Origin of the sequence: Serratia sp. Ser99 (assembly GCF_024519545.1) — a bacterium.
Taxonomy (GTDB): Bacteria; Pseudomonadota; Gammaproteobacteria; order Enterobacterales; family Enterobacteriaceae; genus Serratia; species Serratia liquefaciens.
Genome location: NZ_JALJRT010000004.1, coordinates 1 through 22,394 on the forward strand (window position 1 = coordinate 1; position 22,394 = coordinate 22,394).

The window sequence follows — 22,394 nt, forward strand, 5'->3', positions numbered from 1 at the left end:
CTGTAAATCTGCCGTCACAGACTTCGAAGGTTCGAATCCTTCCCCCACCACCATCCTTGTATATTCCCCACAATAAAATCAAACCTGTAAATCCCAATATCACTCCTTTACGGGAAGGATGAGAAGCTTCGACAAGGTTCGAGTCTCACGCAGTGAGACAACGCGCTTTAGCGCGGCCCGCAGGGTGAGTCGCTCAGCGACGAATAATCCTTCCCCCACCACCATCCTTATATGCTCCCCTGAATCAAATCAAACCTGTAAATCCCAATATCACTCCTTTGCGGGAAGGATAAGAAGCTTCGACAAGGTTCGAGTCTCACGCAGTGAGACAACGCGCTTTAGCGCGGCCCGCAGGGTGAGTCGCTCAGCGACGAATAATCCTTCCCCCACCACCATCCTTATATGCTCCCCTGAATCAAATCAATCCTTGGCACTCCGATATCTCATTTATCAATTCCCTTAACCCTTCAGCACATCCTCAACTTGAGCTCCGGCCAACAATTCGCTATACCACTGGCTTCTTTAATGCAGTAAGGAAAAAAGTGCATGCGTAACAATATCTGCGTTTTTTGCGGAGCAAGCGAAGGTGTTAACCCTGCATATGCCGAAAATGCACGGCAACTGGGCCAAACTCTCGCGGCCCAGGGTCGACGTTTAATCTACGGTGGCGGTAAAAAAGGGCTAATGGGCATTGTCGCGGATGCCGTGTTAGCCGCCGGTGGCGAAGCCGTTGGCATCATTCCTGAGCGATTGGTCGAAGCAGAAACCGCGCATCGTGGCCTGACCGAGCTGGAAGTGGTCCCTGACATGCATACCCGCAAGGCGCGTATGGCGGCGCTGGCAGACGGTTTTATCGCCCTGCCCGGCGGCATAGGAACGCTGGAGGAACTGTTTGAAATCTGGACCTGGGGCCAGATTGGCTATCACAGCAAACCGGTGGGCCTGCTCGACGTGAACGGTTTCTACCGCCCGCTAAACAATTTCCTGCAGCACGTGGCCGATCAGGGCTTTATGCGCCATGACTACCTCGGCACCATGCACATCAGCGAATCCGCACAAACCTTGCTGCAACAATTCGACGACTATCAGCCCAAAAATTACGACCGCTGGGCGAAATAATCCGGCTTGCCAGCGGCGGCCATTGCCGCTGGCCCGCGTTACATTTCCGGCCAAACTCTGCTACTATCTCAACACATTTTTCTCGCATAAACGGCACCGCTCATGAAGTTTGTCTCTTTTAATATCAATGGACTGCGCGCGCGTCCGCACCAACTGGCCGCAATTATCGAGCAGCACCAACCCGACGTGATCGGTCTGCAAGAAACCAAAGTTCACGATGATATGTTTCCATTGGAAGACGTCAGCCAGTACGGCTATCACGTGTTCTATCACGGGCAAAAAGGCCATTACGGCGTAGCGCTGCTGACCAAAGAAAAGCCGCTGGCCGTGCGTCGCGGTTTCCCTACCGATGAGGAAGACGCACAACGCCGCATCATCATGGCCGACCTGGCTACGCCGCAGGGCACTTTGACGGTGATCAACGGCTACTTCCCACAGGGTGAAAGCCGTGACCACCCGATCAAATTCCCTGCCAAAACACGCTTCTATCAGGATCTGCAAAACTACCTGGAGCAGCAGATGTCGGTAGATTCACCGGTACTGGTGATGGGTGACGTCAATATCAGCCCAAGCGATTACGATATCGGTATCGGTGAAGAGAACCGCAAGCGCTGGTTGCGCACCGGTAAATGCTCTTTCCTGCCGGAAGAACGTGAATGGATGGATCGCCTGCTGAACTGGGGCCTGGTGGATACCTATCGCCACGCCAACCCAGAACGCAACGATCAGTTCTCATGGTTCGATTACCGTTCGCGTGGCTTTGATGAAAACCGCGGCCTGCGCATTGATCTGCTGTTAGCCAGCACGCCACTGGCCGCGCGTTGTATCGCCACCGGCATCGATTATGATATCCGCGGGATGGAAAAACCTTCGGATCACGCGCCGGTTTGGGCGGAGTTCTCGCTGTAATTAACCCAACCCTGGCCCCGGCCGGGGTTTCTCTCTGTGGTAAAGATGAAAATTATCGATGTCGTCGCCGCCATTATCGAAAAGAATGGCAAAATTTTACTGGCGCAACGCGATGCCGACAGCGATCAAGCCGGCCTGTGGGAGTTCCCCGGCGGAAAAGTTGAAGCGGGCGAAAGTCAGCCTCAAGCCCTGGCGCGTGAACTGGACGAAGAGTTGGGGATTGTGGCCAGCGTCGGCAATTACGTCGCCAGTAATACGTGGCAGCAAACTGAGCGGGTGATTAGGTTGCATGCGTGGCGTGTCGAGGCATTCAGTGGCGAATTACAGAACCGCTGCCATGCCGACTTTGTTTGGATCACGCCGGAGCAGGCGTTTGACTATCCGCTGGCTCCGGCCGACGTACCGCTGCTGACGGCGTATATTGCCAGTTTAACCTCAGAAGCCTGAGTCGCTGACGTTACCGCGTCACTTCTTCAGACGGATCCAGATCAGCGGATTGGTTCCCACCACGTTGGGATCGCGCACGCACTGCAGCACTTCCCCTTCCACCTTCAGTACCGCCCCTTCAGAATAGTTTTGGTCCTGATAAATACAGCAGCGGCTGCAAGGTTGCACGACAGGTTGAGCTGCCGCGCTTTTCGCCGCACCCCAAATTTCCGGTGACACCGGCACCACCACGTCTACATCGCCACGGTTGGCCATGACTGCCGACGAAAATAGCAGTGCGCCAGTGGTCAGCATCAGTAAGGCGTAATTCATTCGCTCTTCTCCCGCGCCTTGCCGGCGCTTTTCTTGCGTTTTTTTGCCCCGGAGGAAGGTGGCGGCGGCAACCCGCGAAACGCCATACTCGCCCGGCTCTGCTTGGCCTGATAAATCAGCTCCTGCAAAGTCCCCACCAGAGGTTGCATAAAGTCCTGATAGCGACAGGATTTCTCACTGATTTGCGTCAGCGTAGCCTCCCAGTTCGCCGTCATATCCGGACGGGCTGCAATATCCGGCAGCGAATGGATCAACGCCCGACCGGTTTCGCTGGAATGAATATAACGCCCTTTCTTATACAAAAACGCCCGCTTGAACAGCAACTCAATAATGCCTGCGCGCGTGGCCTCGGTCCCTAAACCATCGGTCGCTCGCAGGATTTTCTTTAGCGCTTTATCCTGAACAAAACGTGCAATACCGGTCATGGCGGAAAGCAGACTGGCATCGGTGAACGGACGCGGCGGCTGCGTCTGACGCTCAACCACTTCACCGCGTTCGCACAGCAGTTCGTCATCCTTCGCCACAACCGGTAACGGTGCGCCTTCGTTTTCTTCATCGCGCTCTTTGCTGCCCAAGAGTGTGCGCCACCCTGCTTCAGCCAGGAAGCGTGCCTTGGCGATAAACTTGCCTCCGGCGATATCCAGCTCAATGACGCATTTGCGGAACATCGCATCCGGGCAAAACTGCATCAGGTACTGTCGGGCAACCAGCCCATAAACGTTCAGTTCGTCCTGACTCAGGCTGACTTTGCTGGCACGGGCAGTCGGAATAATAGCGTGGTGGGCATCCACCTTCTTGTCATCCCAGCAACGGTTACGACGATCGCTGTCGATCACCGGCTGCGGATAAAGATCCGGTTGATGAACACTGATGGCGTTCAACACTGAATGACGCCCGGCGAAATGCTCTTCCGGAAGGTAGCGGCAATCAGAACGCGGGTAAGTGATTAACTTATGGGTTTCGTACAGGCGCTGACAGACATCCAGCACCTGCTGGGCACTCAGGTTAAAACGTTTGGAAGCTTCGATTTGCAAGGTCGACAATGAAAACGGCAGCGGAGCGGTATCTGATTCCCGTTTATCATTATAGGAGGTGACCAGCGCCGGTTGGCCCTCGATGCGCTTAAGCACATGCTCCGCCAAAGGCCGATGCAGCAGACGCCCTTCCTCATCCTGATAGGGTTCGCAGGAGTCGCTGGGTTGCCACAGGGCGACGAATCGCTCCTCTTTCGGCGTCACGATGTGCGCTTTCACTTCGAAAAAGTCTTTCGACACGAAGTTTTCGATATCTTCGTCCCGCCGTACCACCAGCCCCAATACTGGCGTTTGCACCCGTCCAACGGACAACACGCCGTCATAACCGGCATTGCGCCCCAAAATGGTGTAGGCACGGGTCATGTTGATGCCATACAACCAATCAGCGCGGGAACGCGCCAGAGCAGATACGCACAAAGGGATAAAATCGCGGTTATCACGCAGCCGCTCTATGGCACGTTCCACCGCCTGCGGGTTGAGATCGTTGATCAGGCAACGGCGTACGCTGTGCCGTTTTTCCGGCGTCAGCGCCAGATAGTCGAGCACTTCGTCCACCAGCAGTTGGCCTTCGCGATCCGGGTCACCTGCGTGCACCACCTCATCGGCTTCATGCAGCAGTTTTTTGATCGCATTAAGCTGCTTGCTCACCGACGGGCGCGGCTGCAACTGCCACTTCTCTGGGATGATTGGCAAGTCCGCCAGCGACCAGCGCGCATAGCGGCTGTCGTAGGCATCAGGCTGCGCCTGCTCTAATAAGTGGCCCACACACCAGGTCACCACATCATTGTTACCGCAGGCGATAAATCCGTCGCCGCGGCGATGCGGTTTGGGAAGTACGTCGGCAATGGCGCGCGCCAAACTCGGTTTCTCGGCAATAAACAGTCGCATTATTCACCGTTATTCTGGCTGTACGTCATCAGGAATTCTCTTACTTCAGCATAATTCCCGCGGAATACGATCCGCTGGGATTTCTTTTCCAATTGATAGTGATACATCGGATCATAGTAGTGCTGCAACAACGGCACCAGCCACTCCTGATGCGCGTCACTATTACCGCTGACATATTGGCGCTGTAACGCCGATTCCAGGCTCTTCGTCAGCTGCTGAAAACGCTCCAGACCCAAACGACGGCGAATGGCGAACAGCCCATGGTGCAGATACTCATCGTATTTTTGCCACCCCGGCTCCGCCCCCAGAGCCTGTTCAAACTCCAGGCGCATGCGATCGATATATTCATGCTGCAGCCGTGCCAGACGCACCTCGAACGGATCGTCGATAACGGCCACCGGCGCTTGCTGCATGCGGTTGAAGATGGGTAACGGCAGATTGTTGCTGCCGATAATGCGCCCTTCATCCTCCAACACCCAGCGGCGGCAGCCACCATGCTGTTTTTTCAGCAATAACACAGCCAGACGATTCTCAAAATCAACCTGGCCGCTTTGTGCCACCAGCGTTCGGCCAAAAGATGAACCGCGATGCCGGGCCGCGCCCTCCAGATCGATACCTTCGGCCAGCTCATTGACCAACACCGTTTTGCCGCTGCCGGTATTGCCGCCGATCAGCACCATCGGCAGTTCGGCACTTTGTTCCAACGTGGTCAGCAAGAACTGACGCAGCGCCTTGTAGCCGCCAATAATGCGCGGATAGGTCACTCCAGCCTCACGTAGCCATTGCTGCACCAGTTGCGAACGCAAACCGCCGCGAAAACAGTAAAGGTAACCCTCTGGCCATTGCGCGCATTGCGCCAGCCACGCCGCCGTGCGCTGCTCGCGCAGTCGGCCGTTAACCAGGCTGTGGCCCAGGGCAATCGCCGCCTGCTGACCCTGCTGTTTGTAACAGGTGCCAACCGCCTGCCGTTCATCGTCGTTCATCAACGGCAGGTTTACCGCATTGGCAAAAGCGCCCTGCTGAAACTCAACCGGCGCGCGCACGTCAATCAGCGGGATGTCCTGCAAAAAAATACGTCGATAATCCTGGGTATCTACCCGCTCCAGCGTAGTAGACACTACACAACCTCGATCAGCGGCTTGCCCGCAATGGCCGTATGCAGTTCACCGATGGCCTGTAGCTGAATGCCGTGACGTTCGGCAACCGCCTGAACCTGCTGTTCCGCTTCCGGCAACACAGCCAGCAGCAAGCCACCGGAGGTTTGCGGATCGCATAACAATTGCCGCTGCAGGCTGGTCATTTCACCCACCAGATGGCCGTAACTTTCAAAGTTACGCCCGGTGCCGCCCGGCACGCAGCCTTCGGCAATATAACGCTCGATGTCCGGCAATTTTGGCACTTGCTCAAACCAGACCGTCGCCTGCAATCCTGACCCCTGGCAAACCTCACTCAGGTGGCCCAGCAGACCGAAACCGGTCACGTCAGTCATCGCCGTTACGCCTTCGACATCGGCAAAATCCGTGCCCGGTTTGTTCAGTTGGCACATGACCTCGGTCGCCAGACCTTCATGTTCAGGCCGCAGCTTACTTTTCTTCTCGGCGGTGGTCAGCACGCCAATGCCCAGAGGTTTGGTCAGGAATAACCGCGATCCGGCCTGGGCCGCGCTGTTTTTCTTCACCCGCTCGGTGCTGACGATGCCGGTAACCGCCAGGCCAAAAATAGGCTCAGGCGCATCGATAGAATGGCCGCCTGCCAACGCGATCCCCGCCTGTTGGCAGGCATAGCGCCCACCGTCGATCACCTGTTGCGCGACTTCCGGCGGCAGCTTGGCTATCGGCCAACCCAGAATGGCAATCGCCATGATCGGTTTACCGCCCATGGCATAAACGTCGCTGATGGCATTGGTTGCCGCGATGCGGCCGAAGTCGAACGGGTTATCAACGATAGGCATAAAGAAATCGGTAGTGCTGATAATGCCAACGCCGTTGCCGATGTCATACACCGCAGCATCGTCACGGGTTTCATTGCCCACCAGCAAACGCGGATCGACAAACTTCTCCCGCTCGCTGTGCAGAATAGTTTCGAGAACTTTCGGTGAGATTTTACAACCGCAGCCTGCGCCATGGCTGTACTGGGTTAAACGGATCGCTGGCGATGTCATATACCACTCCCTTCGGTTAACGGCATTCAAGATATCATAGGGTAGCGCTTGCCGAGGGGAATGGTAAGAGCGGGCTGTCGATAACCGAACAGCCTGCTCAGAAACAACACAGAATGGCGGGATTTAACGCATTTTTGCGGCAACCCTGCGCCGGAGTTTATTAGAAGTAGCTGACGAACGGCGTGCTGTCCGGTGCGACAACTTTGGTTGCGGCTTTCAACTGAGGAGTCCCCAAATACAGGAAGCCAACAATTTCGTCCTGCTCACGGCAGCCAAAGGCTTCGCGAACCAGAGGATGTTCGGTCCAGGCCCCGGTACGCCAGATGCCGTTGAAGCCTTGCGCCAGTGCGGCCATCTGCATCGCCTGCACCGCACAACCGGCAGAAACTACCTGCTCCCAGCGCGGCACCTTGGTTTCTTCGGTGCAATGCGCCACTACGGTGATGATCAGCGGTGCGCGGAACGGCGCTTTTGTCGCCTTCTCAATAGCCGCTTCGTCCATTTCATCCTGCTTTGCAGCAGCTTGTAACAATTGGCTGAAGCGCTCCAGGCCCTGGTTTTCAATCATCACGAAACGCCATGGCTGCAATGCGCCATGGTCAGGTGCCCGCAGGCCCGCGTTGATGATATTTTGACGAGCCTCATTGGTGGGCGCAGGCTCGGCGAGGCGTGAGGCCGAACGGCGGTTCAGTAAAAGATCCAGTGCATCCATCGTAAACTCCTGATAACAATTTTCATTACGATCACGTTAACATAGCTAAACGGCGAGTGACAGCGTCGGTAATACCCTCTGTGACACACGATTTAAAGCTGACATTTCCTCGGCCGCTCATTAGGATAGCGGAACATTCTCGACTCTTGCTGGAGAGCACATGCGCACATTGTGGCAAATCATTGCCGGCGTTTTCAGGTGGACATGGCGTCTGCTGAACTTTATCAGGGAACTGATCCTTAATCTGTTCCTGGTGTTGCTGATCCTGGTTGGGGTTGGCATCTATCTTTCATTCCAGAGCGCAACCACCCCTGCCGTGCCTACTCGCGGTGCGTTACTGGTGGACTTGAGCGGCGTGGTCGTTGACCAACCCTCGATGAACAACAAAGTGCGCCAATGGGGCCGTGAACTGCTGGGTGCGTCCAGTAACCGTCTGCAGGAAAACTCCCTGTTTGACGTGGTTGACAGCATCCGCAAAGCCAAAGACGACAAAAACATTACCGGCATGGTATTGCAGTTAAATGATTTTGCCGGCGCCGATCAACCTTCGCTGCAATACATGGGCAAGGCGCTGCGGGAATTCCGCGACAGCGGGAAACCGATTTTCGCCATTGGCGACAGCTATAACCAGACGCAATACTATCTGGCCAGCTACGCCAACAAGGTTTATCTGTCGCCACAGGGCGCCGTCGATCTGCACGGTTTCGCCACCAACAATCTTTACTACAAATCCCTGTTGGAGAAACTCAAGGTCACCACCAATATCTTCCGCGTGGGCACCTATAAATCTGCGGTAGAACCGCTGATCCGTGACGATATGTCACCGGCCGCCCGTGAGGCCGATAGCCGCTGGATTGGCGGGCTGTGGCAGAACTACCTGGATACCGTAGCCGCCAACCGTCAAATCACCGCGCAGCAACTGTTCCCCGGTGCGGCGGGCGTATTGACCGGCTTGCAGGCCGCCGGTGGCGATACCGCCAAGTACGCGCTGGACAATAAACTGGTGGATGAGCTGGCTTCCCGCACCGTCATTGAGAACCAACTGATCAAGACTTTCGGTTGGGACAAGCAGGCGAACGATTTCAACGCCACCAGCATCTATGACTATCAGCCAAAAGCGGCGCCAGATCAGGGAGGCAAAATTGCCGTGATCTTCGCCAACGGCGCGATCATGGACGGCCCGCAGACGCCAGGCACCGTTGGGGGTGACACCACCGCCGCGGAACTGCGTCAGGCACGACTGGATCCGGCGATCAAAGCGGTTATCTTCCGGGTTAACAGCCCAGGGGGCAGCGTCAGCGCCTCTGAAGTGATCCGCTCCGAACTGGCCGCAGTACGCGCCGCCGGAAAACCAGTGGTGGTTTCCATGGGTGGTATGGCGGCATCGGGCGGTTATTGGGTCTCTACGCCGGCGGACTACATCATCGCCAGCCCGAGCACCCTTACCGGCTCTATCGGCATCTTCGGGGTGATCAACACCTATGAGCAGACGCTGGACAGTATTGGCGTGCATACCGACGGTGTGGCCACCTCGCCGCTGGCGGATCTGGCGGTGACCAAGGCGCTGCCACCAGAGTTCTCGCAGATGATGCAGTTGAACATCGAGAAAGGTTATCAAAACTTTATCGATCTGGTCGCCAAGGCCCGCAAAATGACGCCGCAGCAGGTTGACCAAATTGCTCAGGGGCACGTGTGGTTGGGCAGCGATGCCAAAACCAACGGTCTGGTCGATCAGTTGGGCGATTTTGACGACGCGGTGAAAAAAGCGGCCGAACTGGCGCAGTTGAAACAATGGCAGCTTAACTGGTTTGTCGATACGCCAAGCCTGACCGACATGGTACTCAGCCAGTTTGGCGTGTCTATTCACGCCATGCTGCCGGCAGCCATTCAGTCAATGCTGCCTGCGCCGCTGGCGTCGGTAGCCATGGCGGTAAAAGAACAGCCGGGTTTGTTCAACAACCTGAACGATCCGCAAAACCGCTATGCCATCTGTTTGACCTGCGGAGAAGTCCGCTAACAAATTAATCCTCAGCCCGGCACCCGCCGGGCTTTTTTTCTGCGCTTATCCCCCTATAATTCAGCCCATCATATTTCTGTTAAAACAATGACCATGCAAAAGAAATCGATTTACGTCGCTTATACCGGCGGTACCATCGGCATGCAACGCTCCGATCACGGCTACATCCCGGTGTCCGGTCACCTGCAGCGCCAACTGGCCTTGATGCCTGAGTTTCACCGGCCGGAGATGCCGGACTTCACTATTCATGAATATGCGCCGCTGATCGATTCCTCCGATATGACGCCGGAAGACTGGCAGCATATCGCCGACGACATCAAAAAGAATTACCACCTCTATGATGGCTTCGTGATCCTGCACGGTACCGACACCATGGCCTTCACCGCTTCGGCCCTGTCGTTCATGCTGGAAAACCTGGCCAAGCCGGTGATCGTCACCGGTTCGCAAATCCCTCTGGCTGAACTGCGTTCCGACGGTCAAACCAACCTGCTGAACGCGCTGTACCTGGCCGCCAACCATCCGGTGAATGAAGTCAGTCTGTTCTTCAACAACAAACTGTTCCGCGGCAACCGTACCACCAAGGCGCACGCTGACGGTTTCGACGCCTTTGCCTCGCCTAACCTGCCGCCGCTGCTGGAAGCAGGGATCCATATCCGTCGCCAGAACGGTATCGACAGCCCTGTCTGCAACGGTGAGCTGAAAGTGCATGACATTACCCCGCAGCCGATCGGTGTGGTGACGATTTATCCAGGGATCTCCGGCGCGGTAGTCCGCAACTTTTTGCTGCAACCGGTGAAAGCCTTGATCCTGCGCTCTTACGGCGTGGGCAACGCACCGCAAAAAGCGGAGCTGGTTGATGAATTGCGCGACGCTTCCGAACGCGGCATTGTGGTCGTGAACCTGACCCAGTGCATATCCGGTCGGGTGAATATGGAAGGCTACGCCACCGGTAACGCGCTGGCCCATGCCGGGGTCATCAGCGGTTTCGACATGACGGTGGAAGCCGCCTTGACCAAGCTGCATTATTTGCTGAGCCAACCGCTGACGCCGGAGCAAATCCGCAGCCAGATGCAGCAAGACTTGCGCGGTGAACTAAGCATCAGTGGTTAACCCTAACCCCAAGACGGAGTCGCGATGAAAACAGCCCTGCTGCTAATCGATTTGCAAAACGATTTTTGCCCCGGCGGCGCACTGGCGGTGACAGACGGCGATGCCGTGATCGCCGTAGCCAATCGGGCAATAGAGGCCTGCAACGCGCGGGGCGAGCCTGTGGTCGCCAGCCAGGACTGGCATCCTGCCAATCACCGTAGCTTTGCGGTCAACGCCAACGCGCAGGTGGGTACGCTGGGCGAACTGGAGGGGTTGCCGCAGGTGTGGTGGCCGGTGCACTGCGTACAGGAAAGCCCAGGTGCCGAGCTTCATCCGCAATTAAACCACCGGGATATCGTCGCCGTATTCCGTAAAGGTCAAAATACGGATATCGACAGCTACAGCGCCTTCTTCGACAACGGGCATCGCTCACGCACCGAGTTGGACCGCTGGTTGAAAGCTCATGACGTGAGCCATTTGGCCGTGATGGGGCTGGCAACCGACTACTGCGTCAAATTCAGCGTCCTGGATGCTCTCGCGCTGGGATACCAGACCTCGATAATTACCGACGGCTGTCGCGGCGTTAATTTGCAACCTGGTGACAGTCAGGAAGCCCTTCAGGCCATGCAGCAGGCTGGTGCAAAACTCGTTACCCTGTCACAATTCATCGAACGATAATGCGTCGGGTGCTGATGGCACCCGCCCATTCCCCCACCGACAAATCTCGACATCGCTCACATTCCGACCATTCTCCTGTGATGACATCTTGTTCGCGTGCAGCACATTTGCTGTTATGACCGCTGATGCCTTGGCATCAATCAGTTATACGCATCCGGGGCCCATTGAGCCCGGCTTTATGTTACCGCCTGAGGCGGTTTCGGGTCGGCCTTGCCGACCAAAGGAGATAACATGGTTTTCACCCGTAAACTGCTGCCTTTGCTGGTGGCGGTTCAGTTTGGTATGGCTGGTGCCGGCATGGCGCATGCCGCCTCTTACCTCTCCGTCGGTTATTTCAACGGCGGGGGTGACGTTACCGCCGGTCCAGGCGGTGACATCAACAAGCTGGACGTCACGCAAATCACCCACCTCAATTACTCCTTCGGCCTGATCTACAACGATGAGAAAGACGAATCCAATCCTGCGCTGAAAGACCCGGCTCGCCTGCACCAGATTTATCTGTCACCTAAAGTGATGGCCGATCTGAAGCTGCTGCCGGTATTGCGTAAACAGAATCCGGAGTTGAAAGTGCTGCTGTCCGTCGGCGGTTGGGGTGCTCGCGGTTTTTCTGGTGCGGCGGCAACGCCAGAGAGCCGGACTGTATTTATCCGTTCGGTGCTGGACGTCATCCAGCAGTACCAACTGGACGGCATCGATCTCGACTGGGAGTACCCGGTTAACGGCGCCTGGGGGCTGGTCGAAAGCCAACCGGCGGACCGGGCCAACTTCACCGTGCTGCTGAAAGAACTGCATAGCGCCCTGAATAAAAATAAATTGCTGACCATCGCCGTGGGTGCCAACGTCAAAAGTCCGCAGGAATGGGTGGACGTCAAAGGTATTGCACCCTATCTCGATTACATCAACCTGATGACCTACGATATGGCGTACGGCACTCAGTATTTCAACTCCAATCTGTATGATTCCAAACAGTGGCCGACCGTCGCGGCAGCCGATCGCTACAGCGCCAATTTTGTCGTGGATAACTATTTGGCCGCTGGACTTAAACCGGCGCAGTTAAATCTGGGCATCGGTTTTTATGGTCGGGTACCCAAACGCGCCACTGAGCCCGGCGTCGACTGGGACAAAGCCGACGCAGAGAAAAACCCTGTCACCCAACCCTATTTCACCGCGCGCGAAACCGCCGTCTTCAAATCACTGGGGTTGGATCTGACCAAGGACAGCTACTTCAAATATAACGATATCGTCAGCAAGCTGTTAAACGATCCACAGCGGCGCTTCAGCGCCCATTGGGACAGCGATGCCCAGGTTCCCTATCTGACGATGAAATCCGCCGAGGGCAAACCTTTATTCGCCATTTCGTACGAGAACCCGCGCTCGGTTGAGCTGAAGGCTGATTACATCAAAAGCAAGGGATTGGGGGGCGCGATGTTCTGGGAATATGGCGCAGACGACAATAACCGGCTCGCGCATCAACTGGCGGAATCGCTGGGGATCAACGGCGGGAAAGGCTAAACCCACGGGGCGATGTCACTATCGCCCCGTTATTCGATTTACTGCGGTTTCAGCTTGGCAAGGGGTTCAGCGATAAACTGCTGTTTCAGCTCTTGCTTGCTCTTCATCACAATCTGACCGTCGGTGCCGATACTCATGTGTTGCGGATCGGCATTGTGCAACGACTGCCACAGCATGACCGCCTGCAGGCTGTTTTCTTTCTGTTCCGGAGTCAGGGCTACGCCATCCGGCCACTTGCCCAGCTCAACGGCCAATACCAGCCGTTGATAGATTTCCGGCGTCATGGCGGCAATCAGGTCTTTCACATCCATCAGGGCCTTTCCTTACTCATGCAAGAATAATTAGCTGAATCGATTTTTCTAACAACGTACTAGCTCTAGCCAGCCGTTTTCTCACCGTTCTCACCGTCGGTAAAACTGAGCGACGCCGAGTTAACGCAAAAACGCTCGCCGGTCGGCTGCGGGCCGTCGGGGAATACGTGGCCCAAATGCGCGTCACAGTGACCACAGCGGATCTCAACGCGATGCATATTATGTGAATTATCATCAAGATAACGAATCGCATCGTCGGATACCGGCTGATAGAAGCTCGGCCAACCGCAGCCGGAGTCGTACTTGCTGTCTGAGTAAAACAGCGGGTGGTTGCAGCACAGGCAATGGTACACGCCCTCGCGTTTGTTGTGCAGCAATTTGCCGGAATACGGCGCCTCGGTACCACGTTCCTGAGTCACATAACGTTGGATTTCATTCAGTTCCGTGGCCGGATGGTCAGGGGTTGTCTCTTTAGCCATTTGTGCGTTTCTCTGAATGTGGATAATGTCAACGAAAACAATGAGTAATAATAACAAAAAATTAACAACACTGCAGCGCTTTTTGGCCTAAACTGTAGCCCATAAAGGTCACGTCGCGGCAATATGTGATACCGATCACATATCTTATATGGACTGACTTTATACTTGGCGGTTTGACCCCATATTACGGATGAGGCCGAACGCAAACGGAACGTGCAATAAGCGCTCAAACCAGGCTGCGAGGTTTGATTTGCAGCAAGTATTGACACGATTCCGCTTGACGCTTGGTAAGGTTTTTGTAATTTTACAGGCAACCTTTTATTCACTAACAAATAGCTGGTGGAATATATGACTATCAAAGTAGGTATCAACGGTTTTGGCCGTATCGGTCGCATTGTTTTTCGTGCTGCTCAAGAACGTTCTGACATCGAAATCGTTGCAATCAACGACCTGTTAGACGCAGAGTACATGGCTTACATGCTGAAATATGACTCTACTCACGGCCGCTTCAACGGCACTGTAGAAGTTAAAGACGGCCACCTGGTTGTTAACGGCAAAACCATCCGTTGTACCTCAGAAAGAGATCCGGCTAACCTGAAGTGGAACGAAGTCAACGTTGACGTCGTTGCAGAAGCAACTGGCCTGTTCCTGACTGACGAAACTGCACGTAAACACATCGCTGCAGGCGCTAAGAAAGTTGTTCTGACTGGCCCATCCAAAGACGACACCCCAATGTTCGTTATGGGTGTGAACCACAAATCTTACGCTGGTCAGGAAATCGTTTCTAACGCTTCTTGTACCACCAACTGCCTGGCACCACTGGCTAAAGTTATCAACGACAAGTTCGGCATCGTTGAAGCGCTGATGACCACCGTGCATGCAACTACCGCAACTCAGAAAACCGTTGATGGCCCGTCTCACAAAGACTGGCGCGGCGGCCGCGGCGCATCTCAGAACATCATCCCTTCTTCTACCGGTGCTGCTAAAGCAGTAGGTAAAGTTATCCCAGAACTGAACGGCAAACTGACCGGTATGGCGTTCCGCGTTCCTACCCCGAACGTTTCTGTGGTTGACCTGACTGCTCGTCTGGCAAAACCAGCTTCTTACAAAGAAATCTGTGCTGCTATCAAAGCTGCATCTGAAGGCGAGCTGAAAGGCGTGCTGGGCTACACCGAAGACGAAGTGGTTTCTACCGATTTCAACGGCGAAACTCTGACTTCCGTATTCGATGCCAAAGCCGGTATCGCTCTGAGCGACACCTTCGTGAAACTGGTTTCTTGGTACGATAACGAAACTGGTTACTCCAACAAGGTTCTGGATCTGATCGCTCACATCTCCAAATAATGGATTGATGCCAAGCTGATGATGAGGGCGACATTTTTGTCGCCCTTTTTTTGTTTCTACGGCGAACAAAAGGCCAACCGATGAACGAAAAAATTTTCACCCTACCCGTTACTCAGCAAATTTCTCCTTATATCAGCCAACGGCAACTCGACGAACTGCCTGTGGTGGTGGTTTCCCACCCGAAAGTGCGTGCGGCTATCACGCTGCAAGGCGCGCATCTGTTGGCCTGGCAACCCAGCGGTGAAAAGCCGGTCATTTGGCTGAGCCACAACACGCCATTTAAAAAAGGCAATGCTATCCGCGGCGGCGTCCCCATTTGCTGGCCCTGGTTTGGTCCGGTGGCAAAACCTTCGCACGGTTTCGCCCGCAATCAGCCCTGGAGTCTGACGGCGCATGATGAAGATGATAACGGCGTCATTCTGACCTTCACGCTGAAAGACAATGAGCAAACCCGTAGCCTGTGGCCACACGCCTTTACGCTGATTGCCCGCTTCAAGCTAGGGGAAGAATGTGAGATAGAGCTGGAGTCTCACGGTGATTATCAGGCCACTGCGGCGCTGCATAGCTACTTCCAGATCGGGGATATTGAACAGGTTAAGGTAGCCGGCCTCGGCGTGCCTTATATCGATAAAGTCGCTGGGGGCGCCGAAACCAAACAGACCGGTGACGTGACCTTCGTCGGCCAGACCGATCGGGTTTATACCCAGCCGGAGGCCTTTAGCCTGATCAAAGATGCGGCGCTCCAACGCACCATTGAGGTTCATCACCATCACATGAGCGATGTGATTGCCTGGAACCCTGGCGTAGAGCTTTCTTGCAGCATGGCGGACATGCCTAACGACGGGTATAAAACCATGGTTTGCGTGGAAACCGGCCGCGTCAGCAAACCGCTGATTGCCGCAGGGGAACAACCGGCACGGCTGGCAGTGACCTTCCGCACCCGCAAGAACGCGTGATCGCAGCAGGGGCGGTGAAAACGCCTGCCCTGCATCATTGCACTACAGATGTGCAAAAGGGGCGCCAGCGCCCCTTTATGATGCCTACATTGCACTTTTTTTGTGCATTCGCTTTTTAGAAGCTGTAGCTCACACCCGTCATTAACACCCCGGTGTAAGATTTATCCACCATCGGGCTGTCTTTCACTTCATCAGACAGTTTGATGTAACGCCCCATAAAGAAGGCATTCCAGTCTTTGTTGATCTTGTAGTTGGCGCTCAGCTCAACGTAAGGTGCCCAGCTGTCGCTTGGCGTATAGCTGTCCAGACCGCTGCGGCGAGATTCGTTATCGCTAACGCCGTAGTAGTATTTGTTCTGGTTTTTGCTGCTCCACGTCACACCCACACCCGGCACCAAGGTGAAGGCGTCCAGCTCAAACTTGTACAGATAGGCGAAGTCACCAATCATGCCGTTGCTGTAATCCAGGGTATCACCGGTAAAGGTGGTACGCAGGATGCCCCAATCAGCATTATGCGTATAAGCCAGACCGGCCATCAACGTGCCGCGACGCTTGTCCAACTTCTTCATGCGATCGTCGTCACTGTCACCCGGACGGTAGCCCAACGGAGAGTAGTAACCCATCAGACTCAGTTGGTTTTCCTGATCTTTCCACAGGTAATAACCGGCGGTCAGGGTACGGAAGTAGAAGTCATCCCCTTCATAGTTGATGACGGGTACCGGATACACGCGGTCCTGATAGCCACGATACGGATCCGGGCTAACCAGCGCGGAAGCACCGAGTGACCAGGTCCCAGCCTGAGCACTTTGCGCACAAACCATTGCGGAAGCGATAATTGCTAGCGTTTTGAGTTGAAAAATCTTCACTGGTTCTTTTTCCATAAATAACAGAGTTAATAGCTGGCTTAGTTTATGTGAAATTGTCGTTACGCGCCTAATCTTTACAATAGAAAACAACCAAGATCGAATAACTTAGAATAGAAATATGAATTAATCATGTCGGAACAGTGACGTTTTTTGCCGCAGGCCGCGCCAGACAAGGCATTTGGCTATCCCTGTCATAACTGAGTCATTGATATGACTTAAAAAAAGCTTTTTACCACGCAGGAAATTTTCTGGTATGCAAACTAAGCTTAAATCAGAAGGTGAATGAATCCTGAGCCCAGTGGCAATACAGCGCAACTCGCGATAATAAGCGCACCAAGTTGGCATACGGGTTGCTGTACTCAAGGATAACTTCTTCTTTCGGGGGCCAAAACACAATCATCAGCTCCCTTTAACCTGTGCTAATAACGAAAGGACGGGCATCGCCATGAACATATTTGACCACTATCGCCAGCGCTACGAAGCTGCCAAGGACGAAGAGTTCACACTGCAGGAATTTCTTACCATCTGCCGGCAAGATCGCAGTGCATATGCCAATGCGGCAGAACGTCTACTCATGGCTATCGGTGAACCAGTTATGGTGGATACCGCGCTTGAGTCGCGTATGTCTCGCCTGTTCTCCAACCGCGTGATCGCACGCTATCCGGCATTCGAAGAGTTCTACGGTATGGAAGAAGCTATCGAACAGATAGTCTCTTACCTGAAACATGCCGCTCAGGGCCTCGAAGAGAAGAAACAAATTCTTTATCTGTTGGGCCCCGTCGGCGGCGGTAAATCATCGCTGGCAGAACGCCTGAAAGCGCTGATGCAACGCGTGCCCATTTATACCCTGAGCGCCAACGGCGAACGCAGCCCGGTAAACGACCACCCGCTGTGCCTGTTCAATCCGCAGGAAGATGCCACTATTCTGGAAAAAGAATATAACATCCCGAATCGTTACCTCGGCACCATCATGTCCCCTTGGGCGGCAAAACGCCTGCATGAATTTGGCGGCGACATCACCAAATTCAAAGTGGTCAAGGTGCGTCCGTCCATCCTGGAACAGATCGCCATCGCCAAAACGGAACCGGGTGACGAGAACAACCAGGATATCTCCGCGCTGGTCGGCAAGGTCGATATTCGCAAGCTGGAAAACCACGCACAAAACGATCCGGATGCCTATGGTTATTCCGGCGCCCTGTGCCGTGCCAACCAGGGGATTATGGAGTTCGTGGAGATGTTCAAAGCGCCGATCAAGGTGCTGCATCCTCTGCTGACCGCCACCCAGGAAGGTAACTACAACGGTACCGAAGGGATCTCTGCCCTGCCGTTCAGCGGCATTATTCTGGCGCACTCCAACGAATCCGAATGGGTGACCTTCCGTAACAACAAAAACAACGAGGCCTTCCTCGACCGCGTTTACATCGTCAAGGTACCTTACTGCCTGCGAGTTTCGGAAGAGATCAAAATCTACGACAAACTGCTGGATCACAGCGAACTGACCCATGCGCCGTGCGCCCCTGGCACGCTGGAAACCTTGGCGCGCTTTACCGTGCTCTCACGCATGAAAGAGCCGGAAAACTCCAGCATCTACTCGAAGATGCGCGTCTATGACGGCGAAAGCCTGAAGGATACCGATCCGAAAGCCAAGTCGTACCAGGAATACCGCGACTACGCCGGGGTCGATGAAGGCATGAACGGCCTGTCCACCCGCTTCGCATTTAAAATTCTGTCGCGGGTGTTCAACTTTGATCACGCAGAGGTCGCCGCGAACCCGGTTCACCTGTTCTATGTGTTGGAACAGCAGATCGAACGTGAGCAATTCCCGCAAGATCTGGCAGAGAAATACCTGGAGCACCTGAAAGGCTATCTGATCCCGAAATACGCCGAATTTATCGGCAAAGAGATCCAGACGGCTTATCTGGAATCTTACTCGGAATACGGTCAGAACATTTTTGACCGCTACGTGACCTATGCAGACTTCTGGATCCAGGATCAAGAGTACCGTGATCCGGACACCGGCCAGCTGTTCGATCGCGAGTCCCTGAACGCTGAACTGGAGAAAATCGAGAAACCGGCCGGCATCAGCAACCCGAAAGATTTCCGCAACGAAATAGTCAACTTCGTGCTGCGCGCCCGTGCTAACAATAGTGGCCGTAACCCTAACTGGACCAGCTATGAGAAGCTGCGTACCGTGATCGAGAAGAAAATGTTCTCGAACACCGAAGAGTTACTGCCGGTGATTTCCTTTAACGCAAAAACCTCAACGGATGAGCAGAAAAAACACGACGACTTCGTCGACCGTATGATGGAGAAAGGCTACACCCGCAAACAGGTTCGTCTGCTGTGTGAATGGTATCTGCGGGTCAGAAAGTCTTCGTAACGTCTAATGAGAATTAGCGTCATGGAGATGGCGTATACCCAAAATAATTGGCGTTGCATCAAGGCGGCAAGAGCGCTTATCCCGATGAGCTTACTCTGGTAAGTGATTCGGGTAAGTGAACGCAACCAACACAGAGGCAACGGCAAGTATAACGAGTATAGAAAGTTGGCAACGTCGTTTGGGGGAAGTATGGCCTATTTCATTGACCGACGGCTTAACGGCAAAAACAAGAGCATGGTTAACCGCCAACGCTTCTTGCGCCGCTACAAGTCGCAAATCAAACAGTCGATTGCCGAAGCCATCAACAAGCGTTCGGTCACCGACGTAGACAGTGGGGAGTCCGTCTCGATCCCCGCTGGCGACATCAACGAACCTATGTTTCATCAGGGTCGCGGTGGCACACGCCACCGCGTTCATCCGGGCAATGACCACTTTGTGCAGAATGACCGCGTCGAACGCCCTCAGGGTGGCGGTGGTGGCGGCGGCGGTCAGGGCAATGCCAGCCAGGATGGTGAAGGCGAAGACGAGTTTGTTTTCCAGATATCCAAGGACGAGTATCTCGACCTGCTGTTTGAAGATCTGGCGCTGCCGAACCTGAAAAAGAATCAGTATAAGCAGCTCACCGAGTACAAAACCCATCGGGCCGGTTACACCGCCAACGGCGTACCGGCCAATATCAGCGTGGTGCGTTCGTTGCAAAACTCGCTGGCGCGCCGCACTGCCATGACCGCAGGAAAACGCCGCGCGTTGCATGAGTTGGAAGACGAACTCACCCAGATGGAAAACACCGAGCCGGTGCAACTGCTGGAAGAGGAACGGCTGCGCAAGGAAATTGCCGAGCTGAGAAAAAAAATCGAAAGCGTGCCATTTATCGACACCTTTGATTTACGCTATAAGAACTATGAGCGCCGACCGGAACCTTCTAGCCAGGCGGTAATGTTCTGCCTGATGGACGTGTCCGGCTCCATGGACCAGGCCACCAAGGACATGGCCAAGCGTTTCTATATTCTGCTCTATCTGTTCCTGAGCCGAACCTATAAAAACGTCGAGGTGGTGTATATACGCCACCATACCCAAGCGAAGGAAGTGGATGAGCAGGAGTTCTTCTACTCGCAGGAGACTGGGGGCACCATTGTATCTAGCGCGCTGAAACTGATGAATGAAGTGGTTGAGGAACGTTACGATCCGGCGCAATGGAACATCTACGCCGCGCAGGCGTCGGATGGCGACAACTGGGCCGATGACTCGCCGCTGTGCCACGAACTGCTGGCGAAAAAGCTGCTGCCGATGGTTCGCTACTACAGCTACATTGAAATCACCCGCCGCGCCCACCAGACGCTGTGGCGCGAATACGAGGACCTGCAGGCAAAATTCGAAAACTTTGCCATGCAGCATATCCGCGAACCGGACGATATTTACCCGGTATTCCGCGAACTTTTCCACAAGCAGACCGTATAATTACAAATAAATTCATTTTAAATCAGCCGGTTAACCCTGTTTTCCGGCTGTTTTTTTTACCGGTAAAAAGAAAACCACTTCAGGATCCTGCTCATCAAGGTTATCAATACGGCCACTCTCAATAAATCCGGCCTTCGACAGTAGCTTTATCATCGGTAAATTCGAGCTATTGGTTGAGGTAAAAAGTTTTGGACGCATGCAGATCGATTTAAAATATTCGATAAATTTTAACCCCACCTTTTTACGCCTCATCAGGTTACCAACCATAAGAATTTCTATAAATCCACTGTCGTAAAAGTGATAGTGCAATACGCCATAGGCCACGATCATGCCCTCAATTTCACCTACGTGGCAGACACCAGCCTCGCACCACTCGCCGATCTGAGCATAGCGACGTGGGTCCTGTGATGCCAAGGTATCAATGTCAATCAATAGGTTAGCATCCGTTACTGTTGCCAGGCGAAAAATCAATTTCGGCTCCCCGTTATTTTTGTGGTTAGTGAGCATCATCCGCTGAGGTAATTCCTAATTACGTTTTTACCCATTGCGCTAATTAGGAATATTCCTATTTAATGAATAGCCAAATTGCCATCTCAGGTGAATGCTATGGAATTACTTCCCTTCGCAATCATCGTCGTTTTGATCGCAGTTGTCGTATTTTCCTTTGTCATGTATTTGCGACAAAGACGAATAAGTACTTTCAACGCCAAGCGGAAACGACGTTAGGACGCCCTCACACAAGGAAGTGGTTCAACAATCCCCTATTAGCCAAAGCCTCACTCACGCCCTATCCTCACCACCCGGCAGGCTTTATCATCGAACCGATACCCAGCGTTTTTTCTGAGGATATTCTGATACCTGTATCATTACAGATTTTCTGCTTGTCGCTGAAATTCAGGTGCGCTACTGTCGCCATCTGGAGACACACACCATCACATAACCAGAACAACATCCAGTTTGTCGCTATCATCCCTTAATCCCGCCGCTGCGCGGGATTTTTTTATGCCGTAAAGAACCGCTCAACGATATGAGGCACCGATATCCCTGCTGCCAGAAACTGACAGTGGCTGCCATTACACTCGCCATACCTGCAGGACGAAACCTTCCTGCCCTTTATCTGCCACACAAGGAAATCGCCGCCAATGACGCGCATTGTGACCATTCTTACCGATAATTTCTCTGATTGGGAAACTGCCCTGATCAACTCTACTTGCCGCGGCTATTACGGTTTCGATACTCGTTTTGCCTCCCCCAATGGCGCCCCTGTCATTTCCTCCGGTGGCATGCACGTGACCCCCAATATGGCGCTCGAGGCTATCCAACTGAGCGAGACAGATCTGTTGATCCTATGCGGAGGCACGGTATGGCGAACCGAACAGGCCCCAGATATCGCTGGGATGGTAGCGGAGGCATTCAGTAGAAGCGTCATCGTCGCCGGCATTTGCGATGGAACCCGCGTTTTGGCGCAGGCGGGTATACTTGATCATCTTCGCCACACCTCCAATTCCGCTGAGAATTTATCGCAGCTTAACTACGGCGGAGCTGAATATTATCAGGATGTGCCCTATGCCGTAGGCGACCAGCGCGTGGTAACCGCCCCCGGTAGCGCACCGGTCAGTTTTATGGCGGAGATCCTGGATATGTTAGGGGTTAGCGATAACAACCTTAAAGCCTACCTGGCCATGCACGCCGCTGAACACAGCAAACCAATTTAGTCCCGTTG

At 54.1% G+C, this 22,394-nt stretch carries 21 protein-coding genes and 2 other RNA genes; 14 read left to right on the forward strand and 9 right to left on the reverse strand.

The features are described 5' to 3' along the window. Positions 1–97: 97 nt before the first annotated feature. The 5 genes from NR114_RS09735 to NR114_RS09755 all read left to right on the forward strand — a co-directional run bounded on the left by NR114_RS09735 (position 98) and on the right by NR114_RS09755 (position 2,475). Positions 98–224, forward strand: a non-coding RNA gene (locus NR114_RS09735) — RtT sRNA. A gap of 44 nt (positions 225–268) precedes the next feature. After that, positions 269–395: non-coding RNA, RtT sRNA (locus tag NR114_RS09740), on the forward strand. A gap of 151 nt (positions 396–546) precedes the next feature. Continuing rightward, the gene (locus tag NR114_RS09745; protein ID WP_020827198.1) at positions 547–1,119 is read left to right on the forward strand and encodes a TIGR00730 family Rossman fold protein; all 573 of its coding nucleotides are present in this window, start codon (positions 547–549) and stop codon (positions 1,117–1,119) included. 102 nt (positions 1,120–1,221) lie between these two features. Next, positions 1,222–2,028, forward strand: coding sequence for an exodeoxyribonuclease III (gene xthA / locus NR114_RS09750; RefSeq protein WP_020827199.1), 807 nt, complete (start codon positions 1,222–1,224; stop codon positions 2,026–2,028). A 45-nt stretch (positions 2,029–2,073) separates the two neighbouring features. Next, positions 2,074–2,475: a pyrimidine (deoxy)nucleoside triphosphate diphosphatase gene (locus tag NR114_RS09755; RefSeq protein ID WP_234529721.1), complete on the forward strand. Its 402-nt coding sequence runs from the start codon at positions 2,074–2,076 to the stop codon at positions 2,473–2,475. A gap of 18 nt (positions 2,476–2,493) precedes the next feature. Here the strand turns inward: NR114_RS09755 and NR114_RS09760 are convergent, their stop codons facing one another. The 5 genes from NR114_RS09760 to NR114_RS09780 form a co-directional block, all read right to left on the reverse strand. Next, positions 2,494–2,787 (reverse strand): DUF1496 domain-containing protein, encoded by a 294-nt coding sequence (locus tag NR114_RS09760; RefSeq protein WP_020827201.1) that lies wholly within the window; start codon positions 2,785–2,787, stop codon positions 2,494–2,496. After that, complete coding sequence (locus NR114_RS09765; protein WP_020827202.1) at positions 2,784–4,709, reverse strand: DNA topoisomerase III; 1,926 nt, start codon at positions 4,707–4,709, stop codon at positions 2,784–2,786. Before NR114_RS09765 ends, NR114_RS09760 begins: the two co-directional genes overlap by 4 nt. Beyond that, positions 4,709–5,827, reverse strand: coding sequence for a tRNA 2-selenouridine(34) synthase MnmH (gene mnmH, locus NR114_RS09770; RefSeq protein WP_129982749.1), 1,119 nt, complete (start codon positions 5,825–5,827; stop codon positions 4,709–4,711). The genes NR114_RS09765 and mnmH overlap by 1 nt, the downstream gene beginning before the upstream one ends. Further along, positions 5,827–6,870 carry a selenide, water dikinase SelD gene (selD, locus tag NR114_RS09775; RefSeq protein ID WP_234530936.1) on the reverse strand — a complete coding sequence of 348 codons (1,044 nt, stop codon included), beginning with the start codon at positions 6,868–6,870 and terminating at the stop codon, positions 5,827–5,829. Before selD ends, mnmH begins: the two co-directional genes overlap by 1 nt. 160 nt (positions 6,871–7,030) lie before the next feature. Beyond that, positions 7,031–7,582 (reverse strand): NAD(P)H nitroreductase, encoded by a 552-nt coding sequence (locus tag NR114_RS09780; RefSeq protein WP_020827205.1) that lies wholly within the window; start codon positions 7,580–7,582, stop codon positions 7,031–7,033. A 160-nt stretch (positions 7,583–7,742) separates the two neighbouring features. Here NR114_RS09780 and sppA point away from each other — a divergent pair, with 160 nt between their 5' ends. The 4 genes from sppA (at position 7,743) to NR114_RS09800 (ending at position 12,878) form a co-directional block, all read left to right on the forward strand. Further along, the gene (gene sppA / locus NR114_RS09785) at positions 7,743–9,599 is read left to right on the forward strand and encodes a signal peptide peptidase SppA (RefSeq protein ID WP_046373369.1); all 1,857 of its coding nucleotides are present in this window, start codon (positions 7,743–7,745) and stop codon (positions 9,597–9,599) included. Positions 9,600–9,692: 93 nt separating this feature from the next. Further along, on the forward strand, positions 9,693–10,709 hold the full coding sequence (ansA, locus tag NR114_RS09790) for an asparaginase (RefSeq protein WP_041415430.1): 1,017 nt from the start codon (positions 9,693–9,695) through the stop codon (positions 10,707–10,709). Between the two features lie 24 nt (positions 10,710–10,733). After that, positions 10,734–11,366: a bifunctional nicotinamidase/pyrazinamidase gene (gene pncA / locus NR114_RS09795; RefSeq protein ID WP_020827208.1), complete on the forward strand. Its 633-nt coding sequence runs from the start codon at positions 10,734–10,736 to the stop codon at positions 11,364–11,366. 231 nt (positions 11,367–11,597) lie between these two features. Further along, entirely contained in the window at positions 11,598–12,878 is a 1,281-nt protein-coding gene (locus NR114_RS09800; protein ID WP_234530935.1) for a glycoside hydrolase family 18 protein, read from the forward strand. Between the two features lie 38 nt (positions 12,879–12,916). Here the strand turns inward: NR114_RS09800 and NR114_RS09805 are convergent, their stop codons facing one another. Continuing rightward, positions 12,917–13,189: a YeaC family protein gene (locus tag NR114_RS09805; protein WP_020827210.1), complete on the reverse strand. Its 273-nt coding sequence runs from the start codon at positions 13,187–13,189 to the stop codon at positions 12,917–12,919. A gap of 65 nt (positions 13,190–13,254) precedes the next feature. Then, positions 13,255–13,668 (reverse strand): peptide-methionine (R)-S-oxide reductase MsrB, encoded by a 414-nt coding sequence (gene msrB / locus NR114_RS09810; RefSeq protein ID WP_020827211.1) that lies wholly within the window; start codon positions 13,666–13,668, stop codon positions 13,255–13,257. A gap of 348 nt (positions 13,669–14,016) precedes the next feature. On the opposite strand from msrB, the gene gapA reads away from it, so the two are divergent. Together gapA and NR114_RS09820 are read left to right on the forward strand one after the other, a co-directional pair. After that, complete coding sequence (gene gapA / locus NR114_RS09815) at positions 14,017–15,012, forward strand: glyceraldehyde-3-phosphate dehydrogenase (protein ID WP_012145453.1); 996 nt, start codon at positions 14,017–14,019, stop codon at positions 15,010–15,012. An 80-nt stretch (positions 15,013–15,092) separates the two neighbouring features. Continuing rightward, complete coding sequence (locus NR114_RS09820) at positions 15,093–15,968, forward strand: D-hexose-6-phosphate mutarotase (RefSeq protein WP_234530934.1); 876 nt, start codon at positions 15,093–15,095, stop codon at positions 15,966–15,968. A 115-nt stretch (positions 15,969–16,083) separates the two neighbouring features. On the opposite strand, the gene NR114_RS09825 is transcribed toward NR114_RS09820, so the two are convergent. Next, positions 16,084–16,848, reverse strand: coding sequence for a MipA/OmpV family protein (locus NR114_RS09825; RefSeq protein ID WP_020827213.1), 765 nt, complete (start codon positions 16,846–16,848; stop codon positions 16,084–16,086). Between the two features lie 430 nt (positions 16,849–17,278). On the opposite strand from NR114_RS09825, the gene yeaG reads away from it, so the two are divergent. Beyond that, positions 17,279–19,213 (forward strand): protein kinase YeaG, encoded by a 1,935-nt coding sequence (yeaG, locus tag NR114_RS09830; RefSeq protein WP_020827214.1) that lies wholly within the window; start codon positions 17,279–17,281, stop codon positions 19,211–19,213. 189 nt (positions 19,214–19,402) lie between these two features. Continuing rightward, positions 19,403–20,671, forward strand: a complete 1,269-nt coding sequence (locus NR114_RS09835; RefSeq protein WP_020827215.1) for a YeaH/YhbH family protein — start codon at positions 19,403–19,405, stop codon at positions 20,669–20,671. 30 nt (positions 20,672–20,701) lie between these two features. Here NR114_RS09835 and NR114_RS09840 read toward each other — a convergent pair whose 3' ends face one another. Further along, positions 20,702–21,181: a GNAT family N-acetyltransferase gene (locus tag NR114_RS09840; protein WP_256813624.1), complete on the reverse strand. Its 480-nt coding sequence runs from the start codon at positions 21,179–21,181 to the stop codon at positions 20,702–20,704. A gap of 632 nt (positions 21,182–21,813) precedes the next feature. Here NR114_RS09840 and NR114_RS09845 point away from each other — a divergent pair. Further along, entirely contained in the window at positions 21,814–22,386 is a 573-nt protein-coding gene (locus NR114_RS09845; RefSeq protein ID WP_048760082.1) for a type 1 glutamine amidotransferase family protein, read from the forward strand. Positions 22,387–22,394: the final 8 nt, after the last annotated feature.